Annotated in this window: 19 protein-coding genes; 16 read left to right on the forward strand and 3 right to left on the reverse strand. The window is 41.4% G+C overall.

Annotated features, from left to right (window positions below; all coding sequences use genetic code 11):
- Nucleotides 1–279 precede the first annotated feature (279 nt).
- The 9 genes from HMPREF8571_RS07145 (at nt 280) to HMPREF8571_RS07185 (ending at nt 9,516) form a co-directional block, all read left to right on the forward strand.
- On the forward strand, nt 280–1,740 hold the full coding sequence (locus tag HMPREF8571_RS07145; protein ID WP_000732153.1) for an aminotransferase class I/II-fold pyridoxal phosphate-dependent enzyme: 1,461 nt from the start codon (nt 280–282) through the stop codon (nt 1,738–1,740).
- Complete coding sequence (gene speE, locus HMPREF8571_RS07150) at nt 1,741–2,601, forward strand: polyamine aminopropyltransferase (protein ID WP_000366713.1); 861 nt, start codon at nt 1,741–1,743, stop codon at nt 2,599–2,601.
- A complete protein-coding gene (locus HMPREF8571_RS07155; RefSeq protein WP_000088769.1) occupies nt 2,598–3,857 on the forward strand; it encodes a saccharopine dehydrogenase family protein in 1,260 nt (419 codons plus the stop codon). Before speE ends, HMPREF8571_RS07155 begins: the two co-directional genes overlap by 4 nt.
- The gene (nspC, locus tag HMPREF8571_RS07160; protein WP_000764373.1) at nt 3,857–4,984 is read left to right on the forward strand and encodes a carboxynorspermidine decarboxylase; all 1,128 of its coding nucleotides are present in this window, start codon (nt 3,857–3,859) and stop codon (nt 4,982–4,984) included. Before HMPREF8571_RS07155 ends, nspC begins: the two co-directional genes overlap by 1 nt.
- A complete protein-coding gene (gene aguA / locus HMPREF8571_RS07165) occupies nt 4,981–6,066 on the forward strand; it encodes an agmatine deiminase (protein ID WP_000969478.1) in 1,086 nt (361 codons plus the stop codon). The genes nspC and aguA overlap by 4 nt, the downstream gene beginning before the upstream one ends.
- Before the next feature lie 9 nt (nt 6,067–6,075).
- Nucleotides 6,076–6,951, forward strand: a complete 876-nt coding sequence (gene aguB / locus HMPREF8571_RS07170) for an N-carbamoylputrescine amidase (protein WP_001246742.1) — start codon at nt 6,076–6,078, stop codon at nt 6,949–6,951.
- Nucleotides 6,952–7,095: 144 nt separating this feature from the next.
- A complete protein-coding gene (locus tag HMPREF8571_RS07175; RefSeq protein ID WP_000759205.1) occupies nt 7,096–7,833 on the forward strand; it encodes a TraX family protein in 738 nt (245 codons plus the stop codon).
- A gap of 106 nt (nt 7,834–7,939) precedes the next feature.
- On the forward strand, nt 7,940–8,638 hold the full coding sequence (locus tag HMPREF8571_RS07180) for a response regulator transcription factor (RefSeq protein WP_000146580.1): 699 nt from the start codon (nt 7,940–7,942) through the stop codon (nt 8,636–8,638).
- Nucleotides 8,638–9,516 carry a sensor histidine kinase gene (locus tag HMPREF8571_RS07185; protein WP_000639365.1) on the forward strand — a complete coding sequence of 293 codons (879 nt, stop codon included), beginning with the start codon at nt 8,638–8,640 and terminating at the stop codon, nt 9,514–9,516. The genes HMPREF8571_RS07180 and HMPREF8571_RS07185 overlap by 1 nt, the downstream gene beginning before the upstream one ends.
- Nucleotides 9,517–9,554: 38 nt before the next feature.
- On the opposite strand, the gene HMPREF8571_RS07190 is transcribed toward HMPREF8571_RS07185, so the two are convergent.
- The 3 genes from HMPREF8571_RS07190 to HMPREF8571_RS07200 all read right to left on the reverse strand — a co-directional run bounded on the left by HMPREF8571_RS07190 (nt 9,555) and on the right by HMPREF8571_RS07200 (nt 12,178).
- Nucleotides 9,555–10,307, reverse strand: a complete 753-nt coding sequence (locus HMPREF8571_RS07190) for an ABC transporter permease (RefSeq protein WP_000581974.1) — start codon at nt 10,305–10,307, stop codon at nt 9,555–9,557.
- 10 nt (nt 10,308–10,317) lie between these two features.
- On the reverse strand, nt 10,318–11,226 hold the full coding sequence (locus tag HMPREF8571_RS07195; RefSeq protein WP_000859674.1) for an ABC transporter ATP-binding protein: 909 nt from the start codon (nt 11,224–11,226) through the stop codon (nt 10,318–10,320).
- A 142-nt stretch (nt 11,227–11,368) separates the two neighbouring features.
- Nucleotides 11,369–12,178, reverse strand: coding sequence for a Cof-type HAD-IIB family hydrolase (locus HMPREF8571_RS07200; protein ID WP_000593584.1), 810 nt, complete (start codon nt 12,176–12,178; stop codon nt 11,369–11,371).
- 146 nt (nt 12,179–12,324) lie between these two features.
- On the opposite strand from HMPREF8571_RS07200, the gene HMPREF8571_RS07205 reads away from it, so the two are divergent.
- The 7 genes from HMPREF8571_RS07205 (at nt 12,325) to HMPREF8571_RS07235 (ending at nt 23,353) form a co-directional block, all read left to right on the forward strand.
- Nucleotides 12,325–12,786, forward strand: coding sequence for a MarR family winged helix-turn-helix transcriptional regulator (locus tag HMPREF8571_RS07205; RefSeq protein ID WP_000049863.1), 462 nt, complete (start codon nt 12,325–12,327; stop codon nt 12,784–12,786).
- The gene (locus HMPREF8571_RS07210) at nt 12,779–13,198 is read left to right on the forward strand and encodes an EVE domain-containing protein (protein ID WP_001138499.1); all 420 of its coding nucleotides are present in this window, start codon (nt 12,779–12,781) and stop codon (nt 13,196–13,198) included. The genes HMPREF8571_RS07205 and HMPREF8571_RS07210 overlap by 8 nt, the downstream gene beginning before the upstream one ends.
- A 106-nt stretch (nt 13,199–13,304) precedes the next feature.
- Nucleotides 13,305–16,580 carry an ATP-dependent nuclease subunit B gene (gene rexB / locus HMPREF8571_RS07215; RefSeq protein ID WP_000772317.1) on the forward strand — a complete coding sequence of 1,092 codons (3,276 nt, stop codon included), beginning with the start codon at nt 13,305–13,307 and terminating at the stop codon, nt 16,578–16,580.
- Nucleotides 16,577–20,230, forward strand: a complete 3,654-nt coding sequence (gene addA, locus HMPREF8571_RS07220) for a helicase-exonuclease AddAB subunit AddA (RefSeq protein ID WP_000802725.1) — start codon at nt 16,577–16,579, stop codon at nt 20,228–20,230. The genes rexB and addA overlap by 4 nt, the downstream gene beginning before the upstream one ends.
- A gap of 122 nt (nt 20,231–20,352) precedes the next feature.
- Nucleotides 20,353–21,531 carry a hypothetical protein gene (locus HMPREF8571_RS07225; protein WP_001130895.1) on the forward strand — a complete coding sequence of 393 codons (1,179 nt, stop codon included), beginning with the start codon at nt 20,353–20,355 and terminating at the stop codon, nt 21,529–21,531.
- Nucleotides 21,532–21,735: 204 nt separating this feature from the next.
- Nucleotides 21,736–22,587 carry a ribosome biogenesis GTPase YlqF gene (gene ylqF / locus HMPREF8571_RS07230; RefSeq protein ID WP_000201293.1) on the forward strand — a complete coding sequence of 284 codons (852 nt, stop codon included), beginning with the start codon at nt 21,736–21,738 and terminating at the stop codon, nt 22,585–22,587.
- Nucleotides 22,574–23,353 (forward strand): ribonuclease HII, encoded by a 780-nt coding sequence (locus HMPREF8571_RS07235; protein WP_000207516.1) that lies wholly within the window; start codon nt 22,574–22,576, stop codon nt 23,351–23,353. Before ylqF ends, HMPREF8571_RS07235 begins: the two co-directional genes overlap by 14 nt.
- Nucleotides 23,354–23,357 lie beyond the last annotated feature (4 nt).

A 23,357-nucleotide genomic window follows, 5' to 3' on the forward strand; every position in this document is an offset into this window, starting at 1 on the left:
TTAAAAGCCTACTTTTATAAGTTGATGTTAGGACGCTTGTCCTAATTCATAAATTTTAGTGTGGTGAAAGCACACGTCATCTTGTGAAACGATCAATAAAGTACGTAATATTTGCTACTAGAGAGTTAGGAAACATCGGGAACAGACATACTCAACAGAAACCAAAATAAACACGTCAGAAGATTGCAGAGCAGGTGAAAACCTGCTCTTTTTTCATAAGTCAACCTTTGGTCGCCCTCATCATTTTGAGGAGTTAAAAATACGGTAAAGGAGTATGTATTGAAAAAGTTAGATCAAAATCAGGCCCCTATTTATGAAGGGCTGATAAAGCTAAGAAAGAAACGGATTGTTCCCTTCGATGTACCAGGTCACAAACGCGGACGGGGAAATCCAGAACTGGTTGAATTGTTGGGAGAAAAATGTGTTGGCATTGATGTCAATTCGATGAAACCCTTGGATAATCTTGGTCATCCTATTTCGATTATTCGAGATGCAGAGGACTTGGCAGCTGATGCTTTTGGAGCAGCGCATGCCTTTCTCATGATCGGTGGAACAACTTCATCTGTTCAAACCATGATTCTTTCCACCTGCAAGGCGGGAGATAAGATTATTCTGCCACGTAATGTCCACAAATCTGCTATCAATGCGCTGGTTCTATGTGGTGCCATTCCCATCTATATCGAGATGAGTGTAGATCCTAAAATTGGCATCGCTTTAGGTCTTGAAAATGACCGTGTTGCGCAGGCAATTAAGGAGCATCCAGATGCCAAGGCTATCCTCATCAACAATCCAACTTACTATGGGATTTGTTCAGACCTCAAGGGTTTAACGGAAATGGCTCACGAAGCTGGCATGATGGTTTTAGTAGATGAAGCCCATGGAGCGCATTTGCATTTTACAGATAAGCTTCCAATTTCTGCTATGGATGCAGGGGCTGATATGGCGGCGGTCTCTATGCATAAGTCTGGTGGGAGTTTGACCCAAAGCTCCATTTTACTTATCGGGAATCAGATGAATCCTGAGTACGTTCGTCAGATCATCAACCTGACCCAGTCTACATCTGCCTCTTACTTGTTAATGTCTAGTTTGGATATTTCACGTCGCAACCTAGCTCTTCGCGGGAAAGAGTCGTTTGAGAAAGTCATTGAGCTATCCGAGTACGCTCGTCGTGAAATCAATGCTATCGGTGGTTACTATGCCTACTCAAAAGAGTTAATAGACGGAGTGTCCGTCTGTGATTTTGACGTGACCAAGCTGTCCGTTTACACTCAGGGAATTGGGCTAACAGGTATTGAGGTTTATGACCTCCTACGAGACGAATACGATATTCAAATTGAATTTGGTGATATCGGTAATATCTTGGCCTATATTTCCATTGGAGATCGTATCCAAGATATCGAGCGCTTGGTTGGTGCTTTGGCGGATATCAAGAGACTCTACTCAAGAGATGGAAAAGATTTGATTGCTGGAGAATATATTCAGCCCGAGTTGGTTCTGTCTCCGCAAGAAGCCTTCTATTCAGAGAGAAGAAGTTTGACCTTAGACGAGTCAGTTGGACAGGTCTGCGGAGAATTTGTCATGTGCTATCCTCCAGGGATTCCTATCTTGGCTCCAGGTGAACGCATTACACGAGAAATTGTAGACTATATCCAATTTGCCAAGGAACGTGGTTGTTCCCTCCAAGGGACGGAAGATCCTGAGGTCAATCACATTAACGTCATTAAGAGAAAGGAGAACTAGATGGATTTATGGTTTTCTGAAGTCCATACTCCAGATGTGAAATTGTCCTTGAGAACTGCCAAGCAACTCTATGCTGGAAAAAGTGAATGGCAGGATATCGAAGTCTTGGATACGCCAGCTTTTGGGAAAATACTGATTTTAAATGGGCACGTCTTGTTTTCAGATGCGGATGATTTTGTTTACAATGAGATGACCGTACACGTTCCCATGGCTGTCCACCCAAATCCCAAGAAAGTCTTGGTTATTGGGGGTGGTGACGGTGGTGTTGCCCAAGTTTTGACACTGTATCCAGAATTGGAACAAATCGATATTGTGGAACCGGATGAGATGCTGGTTGAAGTCTGTCGTGAGTATTTCCCAGATTTTGCTGCGGGGCTAGATGATCCCCGTGTTACCATTTACTACCAAAACGGGCTACGCTTTTTGCGAAACTGCGAAGATGACTACGATATTATCATCAACGATGCGACAGATCCATTTGGACATACGGAAGGGCTCTTTACCAAGGAATTTTATGGAAACAGTTACAGAGCCCTGAAAGAAGACGGTATCATGATTTACCAGCATGGGAGTCCCTTCTTTGACGAGGATGAGTCGGCTTGCCGAAGCATGCACCGCAAGGTCAATCAAGCCTTTCCAATCAGTCGGGTTTATCAGGCCCATATTCCAACTAGCCCAGCTGGCTATTGGTTGTTTGGATTTGCATCGAAAAAATACCACCCTGTCAAAGACTTTGACAAGGAAGGCTGGAAAAAACGCCAGCTTTTCACAGAATACTACACCGCAAACTTACATGTGGGGGCCTTTATGTTGCCCAAGTATGTTGAGGACATTTTAGAAGAAGAGGAAGGAAAAAAATGAGTCGTTTACTAGTTATTGGATGTGGGGGCGTTGCCCAAGTTGCTATTTCCAAGATTTGTCAAGATAGCGAAACCTTTACAGAGATTATGATTGCTAGCCGTACCAAGTCAAAATGCGATGACTTGAAGGCTAAATTAGAAGGCAAAACAAGTACAAAGATTGAGACAGCTGCCCTTGACGCTGACAAGGTTGAAGAAGTGATTGCTTTGATTGAAAGCTACAAGCCAGAAGCCGTTTTGAACGTAGCTTTACCTTACCAAGACTTGACCATTATGGACGCTTGTTTAGCGACTGGAGTTCACTATATCGACACAGCTAACTACGAGGCAGAGGATACAGAAGATCCTGAGTGGCGTGCCATCTACGAAAAACGCTGCAAGGAACTTGGTTTTACAGCCTACTTTGATTATTCATGGCAGTGGGCTTATCAGGAAAAATTCAAAGAAGCAGGCTTGACAGCTCTGCTTGGATCTGGTTTTGACCCAGGGGTAACCAGCGTCTTTTCAGCCTATGCTCTCAAACATTACTTTGATGAGATTCACTACATCGATATTTTAGACTGTAATGGTGGTGACCACGGTTATCCGTTTGCGACTAACTTCAACCCAGAAATAAACCTACGTGAGGTATCTGCGCCAGGTTCTTACTGGGAAGATGGAAAATGGGTCGAAGTCGAAGCTATGTCTATCAAGCGTGAGTACGATTTCCCACAAGTTGGACAGAAAGACATGTATCTCCTACACCATGAAGAAATCGAATCACTTGCCAAAAACATTCCAGGAGTTAAACGCATTCGTTTCTTTATGACTTTTGGCCAATCTTATCTAACACATATGAAATGCTTGGAAAACGTTGGTCTCCTTCGTACAGATGCTATTAACTTTAACGGCCAAGAAATCGTTCCAATCCAATTCTTGAAAGCCTTGCTTCCAGATCCAGCCAGCCTTGGCCCGCGCACTGTTGGTAAAACCAATATCGGTTGTATCTTTACAGGTGTCAAAGACGGTGTTGAAAAGACCATCTACATCTACAATGTCTGCGACCATCAGGAATGTTACGCAGAAGTTGGTTCACAAGCTATTTCTTACACAACAGGAGTTCCAGCCATGATTGGGACAAAATTAGTTATGAACGGTACTTGGAAACAACCTGGAGTTTACAACCTTGAAGAGTTAGATCCAGATCCATTCATGGAAGCTTTGAATGAGTATGGTTTGCCTTGGGTTGTGGTTGAAAATCCACAAATGGTGGACTAATGAAGCTAGAACAAGTACCAACACCAGCCTATGTCATAGACTTGGCAAAGTTAGAAGCCAACTGCCGCATTTTGCAATATGTACAAGAAGAAGCCGGTTGCAAGGTTTTGCTAGCCCAGAAGGCATATTCCCTCTACAAAACCTATCCCTTGATTAGCCAGTACCTATCTGGTACAACTGCAAGTGGTCTCTATGAAGCTAAGCTGGCTAGAGAAGAATTCTCGGGAGAAGTTCATGTCTTTGCGCCCGCTTTCAAGGATGCGGACTTGGAGGAATTGCTTGAAATTACAGACCATATTGTCTTTAATTCGGAGAGACAGTTGCGTAAACATGGTCCTCGTTGTCGAGCGGCTGGTATCAGTGTTGGTTTGCGTATCAATCCTCAGTGTTCAACTCAAGGAGATCACGCGCTCTATGACCCTTGCGCACCAGGTTCTCGTTTTGGTGTGACACTTGATAAAATCCCTAGTGATTTGTTGGATTTAGTGGACGGACTTCATTTTCACACCCTTTGCGAGCAGGGTTCAGATGATTTAGAGACAACTTTAAAAGCAGTAGAAGCGCAGTTTGGACCCTATTTGCATCAAGTTAAATGGCTTAATATGGGTGGTGGCCACCACATCACAAGAGAGGACTACGATGTGGATTTGCTGATTTCTGAAATCAAGCGTATCCGAGAAACTTACAATCTTGAAGTCTACATCGAGCCGGGTGAAGCCATTGCGCTCAATGCGGGCTATCTAGCGACTGAAGTCTTAGATATCGTTGCAAATGAGATTGAGGTTCTAGTTTTAGATGCTTCGGCAACTTGCCACATGCCAGATGTTCTTGAAATGCCTTATCGCCCACCTTTGAGAAATGGCTTTGAGGCTCAGGAAAAACCCCATACTTATAGACTTTCATCCAATACCTGTCTAACAGGGGATGTCATTGGAGATTATAGCTTTGAAAATCCAGTTGAAATTGGAGATAGACTCTATTTCGAAGATATGGCTATTTACTCATTTGTCAAAAATAATACCTTTAACGGTATTGGCTTGCCAAGTCTCTATCTTATGAACGAGCAGGGGGACTGTAGCTTAGTCAAAGCATTTGGCTATCAAGACTTTAAGGAGAGATTATCATGATGGACAGTCCAAAGAAATTAGGCTATCGAATGCCTGCAGAGTATGAACCCCATCATGGAACTCTCATGATATGGCCGACTCGACCCGGATCTTGGCCTTTTCAAGGAAAGGCTGCAAAAAAAGCATTTAGCCAGATTATCCAAACCATTGCCCAAGGGGAAACAGTCTACCTTTTGGTTGAGGAGGACTATCTATCTGAAGCACGATCCTATCTTGGAGACAATGTTGTTTATCTAGATATTCAGACAAATGATGCCTGGGCACGTGATACTGGTCCAACTATTCTCCTCAACGATCAAAGGGAAAAGTTGGCGGTAGATTGGTCTTTCAATGCCTGGGGTGGTGCTGTTGACGGTCTTTACCAAGACTATGAAGCAGATAACCAAGTAGCCAGTCGCTTTGCTGAGACGTTGGAAATGCCTGTTTATGATGCCAAACCTTTTGTACTGGAAGGTGGAGCTATTCACAGTGACGGTCAAGGAACTATTCTTGTGACTGAAAGTTGTTTACTAAGTCCTGGTCGTAATCCTCACCTGACTAAAGAGGAGATTGAAAAGAACTTACTAGAGAGCCTTGGTGCCGAAAAAGTCATTTGGTTGCCTTACGGTATTTATCAAGACGAGACAAATGAACACGTCGATAATGTTGCTGCCTTTGTTGGTCCTGCAGAGCTTGTTTTAGCTTGGACAGACGACCAAGACGATCCCCAGTATGCCATGTCTGCAGCTGATTTAGCTCTTTTAGAGAAGGAAAGGGATGCAAAAGGCCGGAGTTTCACCATCCATAAACTTCCAATCCCAGCTATTCATCAAGTAGTTACAGAGGAGGATTTGCCGGGCTATACTTATGAAGAAGGCGAAGAGGAGCGTTATGCAGGCGAACGTCTTGCAGCTTCCTATGTCAATTTCTATATTGCCAACAAGGCTGTCTTAGTGCCCCAATTTGAGGATGTAAACGACCAAGTGGCCCTAGATATTCTCAGCAAGTGTTTCCCAGACCGTAAAGTTGTCGGAATACCAGCCAGAGATATTCTGTTAGGTGGTGGCAATATCCACTGTATCACCCAACAAATCCCAGAATAGGAGAAAAAGATGAGAAATGTAAGAGTTGCAGCGATCCAGATGCAATGTGCTAAGGATGTGGCAACAAATATCCAAACAGCGGAACGCTTAGTTCGCCAAGCTGCAAAACAAGGCGCACAAATCATTCTCTTGCCTGAATTATTTGAACGTCCCTATTTCTGTCAGGAGCGTCAGTATGACTACTACCAGTATGCCCAGTCGGTGACAGAAAATACAGCCATTCAGCATTTTAAAGCGATTGCTAAGGAACTACAGGTTGTTTTACCAATCAGTTTCTATGAAAAAGATGGCAATGTCTTGTATAACTCTATTGCCGTTATTGATGCAGATGGTGAGGTTCTTGGCGTTTATCGGAAGACCCACATACCAGATGACCATTATTATCAAGAAAAGTTTTACTTTACGCCCGGTAACACTGGCTTCAAGGTCTGGGATACTCGCTACGCTAAAATTGGGATCGGTATCTGTTGGGATCAATGGTTCCCTGAAACAGCGCGCTGTCTTGCTCTGAATGGGGCTGAATTGCTCTTTTATCCAACCGCTATCGGTTCAGAGCCAATTTTGGATACAGACAGTTGTGGTCACTGGCAACGTACCATGCAAGGGCACGCAGCAGCAAATATTGTCCCAGTCATTGCAGCCAATCGTTACGGTTTGGAAGAAGTCACTCCTAGTGAGGAAAATGGTGGACAGAGTTCCAGTCTTGACTTCTACGGTTCCTCCTTTATGACGGATGAAACAGGAGCTATTCTAGAGAGAGCTGAAAGACAAGGAGAAGCTGTTCTGTTAGCAACTTATGACCTTGATAAGGGAGCAAGTGAACGCCTCAACTGGGGACTGTTTCGTGATAGAAGACCAGAAATGTACCAACGAATTACGGACTAGAAGGTAACTTTCATAATAAACTTTTGATATTCACGCCTGTCTTACAAAAATGTAAGATAGGCTTTTTAAATGTAAGATAGGTGTACGATTATACGCGGAAATGTATGCTATACTCTATGTAGATCAAAAAGAAAGAGGTTTATTATGAAAAAATGGAATGCGACACAGTTGAAGTATCTGATGGCGGCAGTAATGGTTCTAGACCATATTCCGCATATTACCGGAATCGTTTCTCCTTTGTGGGAAGGTATCTTTCACGCCTTGACCCGTTGTGTGGGAGTTTGGTTTGCCTATATGGCTATGGAAGGCTTCATCCATACTCGAAATTTGAAAAACTACCTCATCCGTCTCTGGTCTTGGGCGCTTATCATGTTTGCTGGAAATAGCCTACTCAACGCCCTATTTGCATCCAAAGGAGTAATGGTCAATAATAATATTTTCTTTACTTTGGCCATCGGTGTCACCATGCTTTGGCTTGGTTTTCCCAGCAAAGCGCTGGATAAAAAGGAGAAGTTGTGGCGTCGGATTGGGGTTGCTGGTCTCTTGATTTTCGGTTGTCTTTTTACTGAGGGTGGTATCACCATGCTGCCATTTCTCTTGATTAGTTACTCTTGCCGAAATTGTAAGGGATTGCGAAATCTCCTTTATGCTTTTCTCTGGGCCTTTCTGTTAGTGACTTCCATCCAAATATACGACACATGGTACCAAACACTGGAAATGATGCTTTTCAATTCTGACTGGCTCTTTATCACCGTATTTCCTTTTATGGCCTTGTATAATGGACAGCGAGGGAAAGAAACTAGTTGGAGTAAATTTTTCTTTTATATTTTCTACCCAGCTCATTTATGGATTATTACCCTGATTGCTTATTTGGTTAAGTAGATTCAATATTCATTAGCTCCTTCTTGCTTAAAATGCGAGAGGAGCTTTTCTGTATCTGGAATTCCCAACAAAACATGTTATAATAGTTTTAGAAAGGACGAGGTTTATGGCGAGCATACTTGTAGTTGAAGATAATAATGAAATCCAGGAAATTTTAAGAACCCTTCTTGCAGAGGAACACGAGGTGATTCAAGCATTTTCTGGGACAGAAGGTATCATGCAATTTGATAAAGGTGGCATCGATCTCGTTTTGCTAGATATCATGCTCCCTGGGAAAAATGGCGACCAAGTCTTGCAAGCTATTCGACAAACTAGTCAGACTCCGGTCATCATGCTTACTGCTTTGGGTGATAAAAAGCTCATCAGCCAATATCTCTTAGATGGTGCCAATGATTATGTAGTAAAACCTTTTGATTTGGACGAAGTCTTTGCCAGAGTCACCGTGCAATTACGCCAAAGTGGTGAACATCAGTCAGAAGATCGAAGAGAAATTGATAACCTCGTACAAAACTTTAAAAATATCCAGTTCGATGCGGATAGTTTTGAAATAAGTAGCACAACTGAAACCATTCGCCTTGCAAAGAAGGAGTGTCAGATTCTCCAAATGTTGCTCCAGCATCCTAAAAAAATCTTCACCAAAGAAGAACTCTATGAATTGATTTGGGAAGAAAGTTACCTGCCTGGAGACAATACGCTCAACACTCATCTAAGCAATCTCCGTAAAAAACTGCACCAACTAGATCCAAATCATGAGTACATCGAAACCATTTGGGGAGTTGGTGTTCGATTAAAAGGAGACAAGTAATGATTTACATTTTGATATCAATATTACTCCTCATTAACATCATTTTGGCGATTTCTTTGATTCGCTATCATATAGCAATTAGAGATTTAAGCAGACAAATAGAAGAAAAGATTCGCTCTGGTAGCATGAAGAGGATCGGGGTAAATTTCTTTTCAAAGACCATTTTGCATCTACATAACCAAATTGAGAATCTATTTCAAGAAGTGGAGCAAAACCAGCTAATCATGAAGCGTGAAAAACGCACCCTAGATATGGCAATCAGTAACATTGCTCATGATATTCGGACACCTTTGACAATCGCATCAGGATATACTCAGCAACTAATAAAACACCCCGATAATAGTTCAGAAACCTTAAATAAAATAGCCCATCATCAGGATTTGGTTTCCAAACGGTTGGAGGCTCTCCTCGAATACCGTCATTTGATGGAAGGAGCAGTCAAACCGAAACTGGAAGAACTTGATTTATCAACTTTTATAACGAAAAAGACTTTAGCTTATTACGACGTTTTTCAATCTTCACAGATTGTTCTTGATTTTAATGTTGAACCAGGATTGAAAACGACGACTGATGAGGACTTGCTTGATCGAATTATACAAAACCTCCTTGGAAATGTTCTCAAGCACGGCAAGGAGAAGGCTCGACTTTCTTTGAAGAAGGAAGACAATAGGCTTGTTTTGGAAATTGATAATCTTGTCAAAAAATCTATCAAGAATATTGACAATCTCAGCAATCGTTTTTATTCTGAAAATATGTCAGATACTGAAGAATCCTCTGGTTTAGGTCTCTATATTACCGAGGAATTAGTTCATCTTCTTGGAGCGGAAATTAAGCTAGCCACTGATGGAGAATGGTTTTCAGTCTTTATTTATCTTTAACAGAAGAAACCTCCTCTATATCCTAGAGGAGGTCCTTTTTATAAGCTTTTCTTCTTGAAAATAATCAGTCCACTGAAAGAGAAGAAAAGTATGACTGTTACGCAAACCGTGATGGTATAGAGAATAGCTTGACTATTAGTAGTCATAGCATAGGCAAAATCTAGAATTAAATATCGTAGAATTTCAATGTCTGGGAAAACAAGAATTGGAATAGAAACGACAATAGAGCTAATCAGATAACCAATAAATACGGCAAGATAAGAATGAGTTAGGTAGAGAATAAAGGAGACAATCGAAAGCCAAGCTAGAAGGCAGAGAAATTGAAGGGAAATCGTCAAGAGGAGATTAGTAACAAAACCATCAGGTATCGTACCAAGTCCATTTAGTAGAGTCGCGGGAATAAAGGCAATCACAAGACTGGTGATGAGTTGTAAGAGAGCGATACTTGCTAGTACAAAGAATTTAGCAAGGAAAAATTCTGTACGAGAAACGCCGACTGTCAAACTATTTTTATAGAGCTTGCCGATTAGATCGACCCCAAGAACTAAACATACTAGAATAATACAGAGGAAAACGAGGTTTGAGCCGTTATTTGACGCGTTGATTAGAGCTTCTATCCCATTCCAACCATGGGTAGGAGTCTCAGGTGGTGCTGTTTGAACTGACATTAGATGTCCTGTAGCGCCAATAGTAGCACCCAGTAACATAAGTACAAAGAGAATGAATTCTGTAATCCAGAATCCTTTGGAGCGGAAAAGACGGTAAAAATCTGCTTGAATAGTATGTATCATGATTTTTCTCCTATTCTACCAATTGGGTGAAGTATTCTTCTAGGTTTTGACGGGCAAAGTAAATCTCATCAATAGCAACATCGGACAAAGTTAGTTGCTTAAGAATCTGTTTGACATCTTGTTCATTACCAAAGATATGGATTTCATTGTCAGGATTGACAACCTTAAACTGGAGTTGGATTTGTTCTTTCAATACCTGACAAGCTCTTTCTTTGTCGCTTGTTTTAAGCACAATATAATCCTCACTCAGTGTTTCAAACTCAGCTTTACTGATTTCACGGATAATCTTACCTTGATCCAGAATACCAAAGCGATTAGCTAGGAGATAGAGCTCTGACAAGATATGGCTAGAGATGAGGATAGTTATGCCTTTTTCTTGATTGAGCCGCTGGATCATGAGACGAAATTCTTTGATTCCAATCGGATCGAGACCATTAATAGGTTCATCAAGAATCAGGAAGTCGGGTTTTGATAGGAGGGCAATGGCGATGCCAAGTCTTTGTTTCATTCCTAGTGAGAAATCACGAAAGACTTTTTTCCCTGTATCTGACAAGCCAACATAGTCCAAGGTCTCATGAATCACCTTATCAGCATTTGGGATATGACGAATCATACAATAATATTTCAGATTTTGATAAGCTGTTAAGTGATTATGGGCTACAGGTGATTCGATAACAGAACCAACTCGAGATAAAGCCTTGGTCCACTCATTTTCTTCTTGGCTAGAAAAGAGGGAAACTGTACCTTTGTCCGCAAACAATAATTGTGTAATGATTTTAATAAGAGTAGTTTTACCAGCTCCGTTTTTTCCGATTAGTCCATAAATATCTCCCTCTTTTATGGTTAGACTAAGATCTTGAAGAATAGCTTGGTTACCAAATTGTTTGGTCAGTCCATGAATTTCGAGTACTGTTTTCATGATTTTCTCCTTTTGATTTGTTTTACTAACTTTAGTATAAGGTATAGAAATCAAAGAAATATCAAGTAATTCTAAAGAGTTTCTAAAGTTTTGTGATTCTTAAAAAAACAAAACCCAGTTGACATTGAACTGGGCTTTTTTACTATAAGATATACTTCTCAATGGCACGCGCAACGCCGTCTTCTTCATTGCTGGTTGTAACGTCATTGGCTAAGGATTTGACATGGTCACTGGCATTTCCCATTGCAATGCCAAGCCCTGCAAACTGAAGCATTTCAATATCGTTATTGGCATCGCCCATGGCCATAATCTCTGAGGGCTCGATCTTCAAAATCTCTGCTAGTCGAGAAAGAGCAGTAGCCTTTGTCGTTCCAAGTGGCATGGCTTCATAAATAACAGGCTGCGAACGAACTCCACTGAATCGTTGGCAGAGTTCCTCAGCAAACCGTTGCTCAAAATCATCTGTTTGCTCTTTGGTTCCTAAAAACATACCTTGGAACATTCGATATTTTCCACTGGTCGCTTCCTCAAGGGAGATTTCAGTCAGGTCTGAAAAGACTAGCTTAGCATCATTTTGAACGATTTGATTAGGCTTGCCACCGAGGACAAAATAATGTTTCTCATCAAAAAGAGTTAACTGGACGTCGCTTTTTTCTGCTAAGTCATAGAGGTATTCAATGTCAGCTGGACTAAGTTCTTGCCAGTCAACTAGAGCCCAGTCACTGGTCTGGTGAGTTGAACAACCATTATTGACAATGACGTACTCATTCTGAAGGTCCAGTCCTAGTTTTTTATAGTAGGGAAGGACACCGAAAAGCGGGCGACCTGTACAGAGAACCAGTTTGACACCTTTTTCAATAGCTTGGTGAATGGCAGTAATGTGAGCTTGTGGGATTTCCTTGGCTTCATTGAGGAGGGTTCCGTCCATATCCAAGGCTAGTAGTTTAATCATAAGACTTCCTTTTCTAGGTGTTTTGCTTTTATTATAGCATATAGACTATAAAATGTCTGACAGAATTGTAACATTCGACTTTCCTTTTCTTGAAAAACAAAATAAATTCTTATATAATATGTATACTTAATATTCAAGGAGAAATAATGTCAAAGTATCAATTTAATTCAATTTACAAAAATGATGAAACAGAGTCTACAGGTCTTCTTTTCATCAAAGTCTACAACAAGTGGGAAAGCAATTTGAAAAGAGTCTTGAAATCAGTTGATCTCACTTTGCCCCAATTTATCGTTTTGACTTCGCTTTTGTTTCTGTCTAATAGAGAGGAATATGTAACGCAAGTTGATATTGCTCGCTTCACCGGTATGGATGTTATGACGGTTTCCCAGATTGTTAGACTATTAGAGAAGAAAGACTACATTAAACGTGATCAACACCCAAAGGATAGTCGGGCAAAACTGGTCTCAGTGACGAAGTCTGGCGCGGAGAAGGTCAATCTAGCTTTACCTTTAGTAGAAGGGGTTGATGAAGATTTTTTTGAAAAACTTTCTAACGATAGAGAAAGTTTTAATCGCATGTTAGTAGAGTTGGAGGGTAAAAATGCCTAGATATTGGGTCGGAGTTGTTTCGAAGAACCATGTTTTAAGAGGAGTTGAAGGGAATTTTTGTCAGGTCTGTCATGGAAAGGGTGGCCCCTTAAACCGTATGAAAAAAGGTGACTATCTTTTATACTATAGTCCAAAATACGATATGAACGGTCAAGATAAGTTACAGGCTTTTGTGGCCGTAGGTAAAATTACAGATGACAAAGCTTATCAAGTAGAGCAGTTTGAAGGATTTTTTCCCTTTAGACGAAATGTCGAGTATTATCAACCAGTCAAAGATTGTTCCATAGAAATAGCCAGACGACATCCTGAATGGAAAGACTATACTTCTCGACTTCGTTATGGACATTTTGAAGTTTCCAAAGACTTTTTCCTCTATATCTTTCAGCATATGAAAGTGGATGATGAAGCATGATTGATTTGCTAATTAAATGATTGTCAACTAGAATTTTGGATTTGGACTGTGAAGCGAACTTTGCTATAATAGAGTAAGAAACTTTGATAAAGCAAACGAGGCTGAGATGAAATTACTTTATACTGATATTCGGACTTCTTTGACTGAAATTTTAACGAGAGAGGCAGAAGAGCTAGTTGCTGCAGGCAAGCGGGTTTTCTACATCGCCCCCAACTCTCTTTCATTTGAAAAGGAACGCGCCGTGCTGGAATGCTTGTCCCAGCAGGCTTCTTTTGCGATTACCGTCACGCGTTTCGCTCAAATGGCTCGTTACCTGGTTTTAAATGATTTGCCTGCTAAGACCAGTCTTGATGACATCGGGCTTGGGATGGCTTTTTATAAGTGCCTTGCGGAACTTGATCCCAAAGAGTTACGTGTTTATGGTGCGATTAAGCAGGATCCTCAATTTATCCAGCAGTTGGTTGAACTTTATCATGAGATGACGACTGCTCAGATGAGCTTTTTGGACTTGGAAAGTTTGACGGATGAGGATAAGCGAGCAGACTTACTCTTGATTTTTGAGAAAGTAACAGCCTATCTCAATCAAGGTCAGTTGACTCAGGGGAGTCAGTTGTCTCAATTGATTGAGGCTATTGAGAATGACAAGGTAAGTAGTGATTTTAGTCAGATTGCCTTGGTTATTGATGGCTTTACCCGTTTTTCTGCCGAGGAAGAGCGTGTAGTGGATCTACTCCATCGCAAAGGTGTCGAGATTGTCATTGGGGCTTATGCAAGCAAGAAAGCCTATATCAGTCCGTTCACTGAAGGGAATCTCTATCAAGCCAGTGTGGAATTTCTTCATCATTTGGGGGCAAAATACCAAACACCTGCTCAGGATCGTTCTCAGACTCATGAGAAGATGGATAGTTTTTACAAGGCCTCTCGTTTGCTGGAGTCTTCTTATGATTTTTCAGAACTCGCTTTAGATGTCGATGAGAAGGACCGAGAAAACCTGCAAATCTGGTCCTGCTTGACGCAAAAAGAGGAGTTGGAGTTAGTAGCGCGTAGCATTCGTCAGAAATTACATGACCATCCAGAACTGAGTTACAAGAATTTCCGTATTCTCTTGGGTGATGTGGCTTCTTACCAGCTATCGTTGAAAACCATTTTTGACCAGTACCAGATTCCTTTCTATCTAGGTAGAAGTGAATCCATGGCCCACCACCCTTTGACTCAGTATGTCGAATCTATTTTGCGTTTGAAACGTTACCGTTTCCGTCAGGAGGATTTGATTAATCTTCTCAGAACTGGTCTGTATACTGACCTTAGTCAGGCTGATATTGATGCTTTTGAGCAATATCTCCGCTATCTTGGCATCAATGGCTTGCCATCTTTTCAGCAGACCTTTACCAAATCCCACCATGGAAAATTTGATTTAGAGCGTTTAAATTCTCTTCGTCTGCGCGTTTTGGCGCCACTTGAAACCTTATTTGCCAGTCGGAAGCAAAAGACTGAAAATCTCTTACAAAAGTGGAATACTTTTCTAAAAAATGCTGCTTTAAGCAAGCAGATGCAAGACTTGACAGCTACCATGGAAGCTCTTGAACAGGAAAGACAAGCCGAAGTTTGGAAGGCTTTCTGCCATGTTTTAGAACAATTTGCGACAGTTTTTGCTGGTTCACAGGTTAGTTTAGAGGATTTCCTAGCCTTGCTCCATTCTGGGATGAGTTTGTCCCAGTATCGCACCATTCCAGCAACAGTGGACACCGTTCTGGTGCAGAGTTATGATTTGATTGCCCCTATGACCGCTAACTTTGTCTACGCCATTGGGCTGACTCAGGATCATTTACCAAAAATCGCGCAAAATACCAGTCTTTTGACAGATGAAGAACGACAAAGCCTAAACCAAGCTACTGAAGAGGGAGCGCAATTACTGATTGCAAGTAGTGAAAACCTCAAGAAAAATCGCTATACCATGCTTTCTTTAGTCAATGCTGCTCGTAAGCAGTTGGTGTTATCCGCTCCAAGTCTCCTCAATGAAAATGAGAGCAAGGAATCGGCCTATCTTCAAGAGCTAGTCCATTTTGGATTTAGCCGGATAGAGAAGAAGATTCATCAAAAAAGTCTGTCTAAGGATGATATGGGTTCTTATCACAGTCTCTTGTCTAGTCTCGTTGCCTATCACCAGCAGTATGAGACGAGTGATACTGAGCAAGATGTGACCTTTGTCAAGGTTCTAGCGCGTGTCATGGGGAAAAAACTTGATCAGAAAGGTCTTACAAATCCTGCACTCCCAACTAGCCCAAGCAGCAAGCCATTAGAGAAAGAGACCTTGCAGGCTCTATACCCTGCTGACAAAGAGTTTTACCTGTCTACGTCTGGTTTGACAGAGTTTTACCGCAATGAATACAGTTATTTCCTCCGTTATGTCTTAGGTTTGCAGGAAGAAGTGCGCCTGCGTCCAGATGCTCGCAGTCATGGGAATTTCTTGCATCGTATTTTTGAACGTGCCTTGAAACTACCTGCTGAAAATCCGTTTGACCAACGTCTGGAGCAAGCTATCAAGGAAACCAGCCAAGAACGCGAATTTGAAGCTATTTATCAAGAAAGTTTGGAAGCCCAATTTACCAAGGAAGTTCTTCTTGATGTTGCGCGAACTACGGGCCACATCCTTCGTCATAATCCAGCCATTGAAACCATCCAAGAGGAAGCAACATTTGGTGGCAAGGATCAGTCCTTTATTCAGTTGGATAATGGACGTAATGTTTTTGTGCGAGGCAAGGTTGACCGCATTGACCGTTTGAAAGCTAATGGAGCGCTAGGAGTGGTGGACTACAAGTCTAGTTTGACTCAGTTCCAGTTTCCGAATTTCTTTAATGGTTTAAATTCCCAACTGCCAACCTATCTAGCTGCCTTAAAAAGAGAAGAGGAGCAGAACTTTTTCGGCGCTATGTACTTGGAAATGGCTGAACCTGTCCAATCTCTCTTGACCGTTAAAAGTCTGGCAGGAGCAGTAGCAGAAGCCAGCAAATCTATGAAATACCAGGGACTCTTTTTAGAAAAAGAAAGCAGTTATTTAGGCGATTTTTACAATAAAAACAAGGCCAATCAGCTGACAGACGAGGAATTCCAGCTCTTACTAGACTATAATGCCCATCTTTACAAGAAGGCAGCTGAAAAGATCCTTGAAGGCCAGTTCGCCATCAATCCATACACAGAGAACGGCAGAAACATTGCGCCGTACGTCCAGCAACACCAAGCCATCACTGGTTTTGAAGCCAATTACCACTTGGGACAAGCCCGTTTCCTAGAAAAGTTAGAAGTAGCTGATGGCAAGCGCCTAGTCGGAGAAAAGCTCAAGCAAGCTTGGTTTGAAAAAATGAGAGAGGAGTTGAATCGATGAAGCCCATTTCCTTTTTAACTGAGGAAGAAATTCAAAAACTGCAAGAAGCAGAAGCGAGTTCAAGCAAGGAACAGAAGAAAACTGCCGAGCAAATCGAAGCGATTTATACGGCAGGGCAAAATATCCTAGTTTCAGCGTCTGCTGGTTCAGGGAAGACCTTCGTCATGGCCGAGCGTATTCTTGACCAGTTAGCACGTGGCGTGGAAATCAGTCAACTCTTTATCTCAACCTTTACCGTTAAAGCAGCTACAGAACTCAAGGAACGTTTGGAGAAAAAAATCGGCCAACAAATCCAAGAAACTGATGATGTTGATCTCAAACAACACTTGGGACGCCAGTTGGCAGACCTGCCAAACGCTGCCATCGGAACCATGGACTCCTTCACACAAAAATTCCTTGGCAAACATGGCTATTTGATTGATATCGCACCGAACTTCCGTATTTTGCAAAATGAAAGCGAACAGTTACTCTTAAAAAACGAAGTTTTTCATCAGGTGTTTGAAGTCCATTACCAAGGTGAAAATAAAGAGAACTTTAGTCGTTTGGTGAAGAACTTTGCTGGGCGTGGCAAGGATGAACGTGGTCTGCGTCAGCAAGTCTACAAAATCTATGATTTCCTCCAATCCACCAGCAGTCCACAAAAATGGTTGAACGAGTCTTTTCTCAAAGGGTTTGAAGAAGTTGACTTTGTAATTGAAAAAGACAAATTAACTGAGCAAATCAAACAGGCGCTCTGGGATTTGGAAAGTTTCCTCCGTTATCATCTGGATAATGATGCAAAGGAGTTTCCAAAAGCTACCTATTTAGAAGCTGTTCAAGATGTTCTGGATCAAATTGCCTCCTTAAACCAAGAGTCCGATAGCAAGGCTTATCATGCAGTGCTTACGCGTGTTGTCGCCATCTCGAAAGAAAAGAATGGTCGCGCTCTAGCAAATTCTAGTCGTAAAGCTGATTTGAAGCCACTGTCTGATGCCTACAACGAAGAAAGAAAGGCCCAGTTTGCTAAACTAGGACAACTGTCCGACCAGATAACCATTCTCGACTATCAAGAGCGTTATCATGGAGACACCTGGGATCTAGCTAAGACCTTCAAAAACTTTATGAGTGATTTTGTGGAGGCTTATCGAGAACGTAAACGCCAGGAAAATGCCTTTGAATTTGCTGATATCAGCCATTTCACCATTGAAATTTTAGAGAATTTTCCGCAAGTTCGTGAGGCTTATCAGGAGCGCTTCCACGAAGTCATGGTCGATGAGTATCAGGATACCAACCATATTCAAGAACGAATGTTGGAATTTCTGTCGAATGATCACAATCGCTTTATGGTTGGAGATATCAAGCAGTCCATCTACCGTTTCCGTCAGGCAGATCCGCAGATTTTCAATGAAAAATTTCAACGCTATGCACAAAATCCTAAAGAAGGCAAGTTGATTCTCCTCAAGGAAAATTTTCGTAGTAATTCGGAAGTGCTATCTGCAACCAACGATGTCTTTGAACGACTCATGGACCAAGAGCTCGGCGAAATCAACTATGACAGCATGCACCAGCTTGTTTTTGCCAATACCAAACTAACGCCTAATCTTGAGAACAAGGCAGAATTTCTCCTCTACGATAAGGACGACAGTGGACAAGAGGAGGAAGAGAGCCAAACAGAAATAAAACTCACAGGAGAAATGCGCCTAGTCATCAAGGAAATCTTGAAACTCCATCAGGAAAAAGGTGTTGCCTTCAAAGAAATTGCCCTTTTGACTTCCAGTCGTAGTCGAAACGACCAGATTCTCCTAGCCTTGTCTGAGTACGGAATTCCTGTAAAAACAGACGGAGAACAAAATAATTACCTCCAATCCCTAGAAGTGCAAGTCATGCTAGACACTCTTCGTGTCATCCACAATCCCCTCCAAGACTATGCCTTGGTTGCCCTTATGAAGTCTCCAATGTTTGATTTTGATGAAGACGAGCTGGCACGTTTATCCCTTCAGAAAGCAGAAGATAAAATCCAAGAAAATCTCTATGAAAAACTGCTCAATGCTCAAAAACAGGCAACAAGTCAGAAAAACTTGATTTATACAGCTCTAGCTGAAAAACTCAATCAATTCATGGATATTTTGAATTATTGGCGCTTATATGCCAAAACCCACTCTCTCTATGACTTGATTTGGAAGATTTACAACGATCGTTTTTACTATGATTATGTTGGAGCCTTTCCTAACGGTCCTGCCAGACAAGCTAATCTCTATGCCTTAGCGCTTCGTGCAGACCAGTTTGAAAAGAGTAATTTCAAAGGCTTGTCTCGTTTTATTCGTATGATTGATCAGGTTTTGGAAGCACAGCATGATCTCGCAAGCGTAGCCGTCGCTCCGCCTAAGGATGCGGTAGAACTTATGACCATTCACAAGAGTAAAGGGCTGGAGTTTCCTTATGTCTTTATCCTCAATATGGATCAGGACTTCAATAAGCAAGACTCAATGTCAGACGTTATTCTCAGTCGTCAAAATGGGCTTGGTGTCAAATACATTGCCAAGGTGGAAACAGGAGCAGTGGAAGCACACTATCCTAAAACCATCAAACTCTCCATTCCTAGTCTAACTTATATCCAGAATGAGAAAGAACTGCAACTGGCTAGCTATTCAGAGCAGATGCGTTTGCTGTATGTTGCCATGACACGGGCTGAGAAAAAGCTCTATCTTGTCGGTAAGGGTTCTCGTGAAAAGCTGGAAGCCAAGGAATATCCAGCTGCTGAAAACGGAAAACTAGATAAACATACTAGACTGCAAGCCAAGAATTTCCAGGATTGGGTTTGGGCTATCCCTAAAGTATTTTCCAAAGACAATCTAAACTTTAGCTATTGTTTTCTTGGTGAAGACCAGTTGACTAGAGAAGCTATCGGAGAGTTGGAAAACAAGAGTCCTCTACAAGATAGTTCTCAAGCAGACAATCGTCAGTCTGAAACGATTAAAGAAGCCCTTGAAATGCTGAAAGAGGTGGAAGTTTATAATAGTCTTCACCGCGCAGCCATTGAACTGCCAAGTGTTCAAACCCCAAGCCAAATCAAGAAATTCTACGAACCTGTTATGGATATGGAAGGGGTAGAAATTGCAAACCAAACTCAATCACCAGAGAAGCCAATTAGTTTTGATTTACCAGATTTTTCAACTAAAGAAAAGGTAACTGGAGCAGAAATTGGTAGTGCCACTCACGAACTCATGCAGAGAATTGACCTTAATCAGCAACCAACACTTACTAGCCTGACAGAAACTCTCAAACAAGTTCAGACTAGCCCAGCAGTCAGAGACAAGATCAATCTTTCCAAAATACTTGCTTTCTTTGACACAGCACTTGGTCAGGAAATTCTTGCCAATACAGACCATCTCTACCGCGAGCAACCTTTCTCCATGCTTAAACGAGACCAAAAGAGTCAGGAAGACTTCGTTGTTCGTGGGATCTTGGATGGCTATCTGCTTTATGGGGATCGTATCGTTCTTTTCGACTATAAGACAGACCGTTACGATGAACCAAGTCAACTCATAGACCGCTATCGCGGTCAGTTAGCCCTATATGGAGAGGCTTTATCTAGAGCCTATTCGATTGAAAACATAGAAAAATACTTGATTTTGCTCGGTAAAGACGAGGTTCAAGTTGTAAAAGTATAATTTATACTCTTCGAAAATCTCTTCAAACCACGTCAGCTTCACCTTGCCGTACTCAAGTACAGCCTGCGGCTAGCTTCCTAGTTTACTCTTTGATTTTCATTGAGTATTAGAAAGGAAACCTCATGCCACTTCCAGTTAGAAAATCTCTGCACGATGCGGTTTTACAGGCGTCAAAAGCCGATACTTGGGATCAAGCTACCAAGGAATGGAATGAAGTTTCCTTGATTTTTAATGGTATTGGGCGTAGTAATTGTATCTGTGGAAATGCCATAAAATACTCTTACGAACTCTTTAATACTGTTACAGGCCAACGCCTCTTTCCGATTGGCAGCGATTGTGTTCGCCATTTTCATCGTATTAGCCTCGACCAGCAACTAGAAGTGGAAGAAAAACTACTCAGAAAAGTTGAAAACCTAATCAGAAAGGCTCAGAAAAAGGGAAAAATCAAGGTAAATAAAAGCGATTTTGACGAACGACTTTTAAAATGGTTTTGGGAAAAAGGTGTTTTCAAAGCCAATCGTGGCAATCAATTTGCACCTGAGAAAGATTACCAGCTTTTCCTAGAAGTTTTTCAAGGTGGAAGTTGGACCAAGGCGGAACCTAAAAAGAAGGCGCGTATGGAAGAAGTGCTGGAAAAGTGTATCAAACCATTTCTACTTGGAAAGTCTGATGACCAACTCTACCTTGTCAAGCTAGGTAAGGAGAAAATAGACTACGAGCAGCATTTACGAATTCAGGCAGAGAAAGAACGTAAGAAAAGAGATAAAATCGCCAAGCAATACGCAGATAATCTCATCCTCGCCATGGGACCCGCTGAACGCGCCTATCAAGATTACTTTGGCTTTACAGAAACTCTCACACAAGAAGAACGAAAATGGGAAAAAATTCTTTTTGGAAAGAATAGAGAAGAACGAGCTCTCAAGGCAAAGCAAAATCAAAAAGAGCTTGAAAAAGAGCAACGAATTACGAACCAAGATCCTATTGAACGAAAGCAAAAACAAATTTTGCTAATAAATTCTTATTTTCGTGATTTGCCTGATGAAAAAGCCAGATTTGCTCGACTCTTATTAGAATTTCGAAAAAGTGGAGAAGTAGCCTTTTCAGATGATTACTTATCTGAGCATCTCATCGATTTTTTCTACAAGATGAAAGCCTTTGAATTTGAGATTGCTCCGGAACAAGCTGCTGAATTTTTAAAGAAATGTTTAAGAGCTGATTATTTATCCCCAGCGCAAATTTTCTGGAGTGAAACTATTGTCACAAATTGTATCAGCCCTTTTCTCTCAAGAATACTCTTATAAGAAAAATACCTATCGTCAATATGACTTGATAGGTATTTTTCTCGTACTTTGATATAACAATACATTATTTATGCAAACATTTTTACTATATATACTCATTTTTGTAGACAAAAGCCTATGCAAAGAGGGAACATTTATGATAGAATAGATGGTAAGAAAGAAAACGTTTTTATCACGTTTTTTTTAGTCGGAAGGGGAATTATTATGGCTACTATTCAATGGTTTCCGGGCCACATGTCAAAGGCTCGGCGACAAGTTCAGGAGAATTTAAAATTTGTTGATTTTGTGACGATTTTGGTGGATGCTCGCCTACCTTTATCTAGTCAAAATCCTATGTTAAACAAGATTGTGGGTGATAAACCCAAACTCTTGATTTTAAATAAGGCTGATCTGGCTGATCCAGTAATGACAAAAGAATGGCGTCAGTACTTTGAATCACAAGGGATTCAAACTCTGGCCATCAACTCCAAAGAGCATGTTACCGTAAAAGTTGTGACAGATGCAGCGAAAAAGCTTATGGCTGATAAAATTGCGCGCCAAAAAGAACGCGGTATAAAAATTGAAACTTTGCGTACCATGATTATCGGAATTCCAAATGCTGGCAAATCAACCCTCATGAACCGTTTGGCTGGGAAAAAGATTGCGGTGGTCGGCAATAAACCAGGTGTTACCAAGGGGCAACAATGGCTCAAAACCAATAAAGACCTTGAAATCCTAGACACACCAGGGATTCTTTGGCCTAAGTTTGAAGATGATGCTGTCGCACTGAAACTAGCCCTAACTGGAGCTATTAAAGACCAGTTGCTTCCAATGGATGAAGTCACCATTTTTGGTCTCAATTATTTCAAAAAACATTATCCAGATAAGCTAGCTGAACGCTTCAAACAAATGAAAATTGAAGAAGATGCTCCTGTTATCATCATGGATATGACACGTGCTCTCGGTTTCCGAGACGACTACGACCGTTTTTACAGCCTCTTCGTGAAGGAAGTTCGTGATGGAAAACTCGGTAACTACACCTTAGATACATTGGACGACATCGATGACGACTATTAAAGAAATCAAAGAACTTCTTGCTACGGTCAAAGACTTAGACAATCCCCTTTTTCTTGAACTGGAAAAAGATAGCCGAACTGGAGTTCAAAAGGAAATCAGCAAGCGGAAAAGAGTCATTCAGGCTGAACTTGAGGAAAATCTTCGTCTAGAAAACATGCTTTCCTATGAAAAAGAACTTTATAAGCGAGGATTGACTCTAATTGCAGGTGTTGACGAGGTTGGCCGTGGTCCTCTGGCTGGACCTGTAGTCGCTGCAGCCGTTATCTTGCCAAAAAATTGTAAGATTAGAGGCCTCAACGATAGCAAAAAAATCCCTAAAAAGAAACATCTGGAAATTTATCAAGCTGTTCAAGACCAAGCCTTGGCAATCGGGATTGGTATCATGGATAATCAAGTCATTGACCAAGTCAATATCTATGAAGCAACCAAACTAGCCATGAAGGAAGCAATATCCCAGTTAACCCCACAACCTGAGCATCTCTTGATTGATGCCATGAAACTGGATTTGTCTATTTACCAAACAGCCATTATCAAGGGAGATGCTAACTCCCTTTCTATCGCAGCTGCATCTATAGTAGCCAAGGTGACACGGGATGAATTGATGATGGAATACGATCAGCAATATCCTGGCTATGATTTCACGGCTAATGCAGGTTATGGAACAGCAAAACACCTAGAAGGACTAGAAAAACTAGGTGTCACCCCAATTCACCGAACCAGTTTTGAACCAGTCAAAACACTGGTTTCAACTAAGAAAGACAAGTAAGAGG

Source organism: Streptococcus mitis ATCC 6249, from assembly GCF_000146585.1.
Classification (GTDB): domain Bacteria; phylum Bacillota; class Bacilli; order Lactobacillales; family Streptococcaceae; genus Streptococcus; species Streptococcus mitis_AZ.

Excerpts from the sequence above, each read along its gene's own strand:
- speE (WP_000366713.1), top strand. The coding sequence starts at position 1,741 with ATGGATTTATGGTTTTCTGAAGTCCATACTCCAGATGTGAAATTGTCC.
- HMPREF8571_RS07155 (WP_000088769.1), top strand. The coding sequence starts at position 2,598 with ATGAGTCGTTTACTAGTTATTGGATGTGGGGGCGTTGCCCAAGTTGCT.
- nspC (WP_000764373.1), top strand. The coding sequence starts at position 3,857 with ATGAAGCTAGAACAAGTACCAACACCAGCCTATGTCATAGACTTGGCA.
- aguA (WP_000969478.1), top strand. The coding sequence starts at position 4,981 with ATGATGGACAGTCCAAAGAAATTAGGCTATCGAATGCCTGCAGAGTAT.
- aguB (WP_001246742.1), top strand. The coding sequence starts at position 6,076 with ATGAGAAATGTAAGAGTTGCAGCGATCCAGATGCAATGTGCTAAGGAT.
- HMPREF8571_RS07175 (WP_000759205.1), top strand. The coding sequence starts at position 7,096 with ATGAAAAAATGGAATGCGACACAGTTGAAGTATCTGATGGCGGCAGTA.
- HMPREF8571_RS07180 (WP_000146580.1), top strand. The coding sequence starts at position 7,940 with ATGGCGAGCATACTTGTAGTTGAAGATAATAATGAAATCCAGGAAATT.
- HMPREF8571_RS07185 (WP_000639365.1), top strand. The coding sequence starts at position 8,638 with ATGATTTACATTTTGATATCAATATTACTCCTCATTAACATCATTTTG.
- HMPREF8571_RS07190 (WP_000581974.1), bottom strand. The coding sequence starts at position 10,307 with ATGATACATACTATTCAAGCAGATTTTTACCGTCTTTTCCGCTCCAAA.
- HMPREF8571_RS07195 (WP_000859674.1), bottom strand. The coding sequence starts at position 11,226 with ATGAAAACAGTACTCGAAATTCATGGACTGACCAAACAATTTGGTAAC.
- HMPREF8571_RS07200 (WP_000593584.1), bottom strand. The coding sequence starts at position 12,178 with ATGATTAAACTACTAGCCTTGGATATGGACGGAACCCTCCTCAATGAA.
- HMPREF8571_RS07205 (WP_000049863.1), top strand. The coding sequence starts at position 12,325 with ATGTCAAAGTATCAATTTAATTCAATTTACAAAAATGATGAAACAGAG.
- HMPREF8571_RS07210 (WP_001138499.1), top strand. The coding sequence starts at position 12,779 with ATGCCTAGATATTGGGTCGGAGTTGTTTCGAAGAACCATGTTTTAAGA.
- rexB (WP_000772317.1), top strand. The coding sequence starts at position 13,305 with ATGAAATTACTTTATACTGATATTCGGACTTCTTTGACTGAAATTTTA.
- addA (WP_000802725.1), top strand. The coding sequence starts at position 16,577 with ATGAAGCCCATTTCCTTTTTAACTGAGGAAGAAATTCAAAAACTGCAA.
- HMPREF8571_RS07225 (WP_001130895.1), top strand. The coding sequence starts at position 20,353 with ATGCCACTTCCAGTTAGAAAATCTCTGCACGATGCGGTTTTACAGGCG.
- ylqF (WP_000201293.1), top strand. The coding sequence starts at position 21,736 with ATGGCTACTATTCAATGGTTTCCGGGCCACATGTCAAAGGCTCGGCGA.
- HMPREF8571_RS07235 (WP_000207516.1), top strand. The coding sequence starts at position 22,574 with ATGACGACTATTAAAGAAATCAAAGAACTTCTTGCTACGGTCAAAGAC.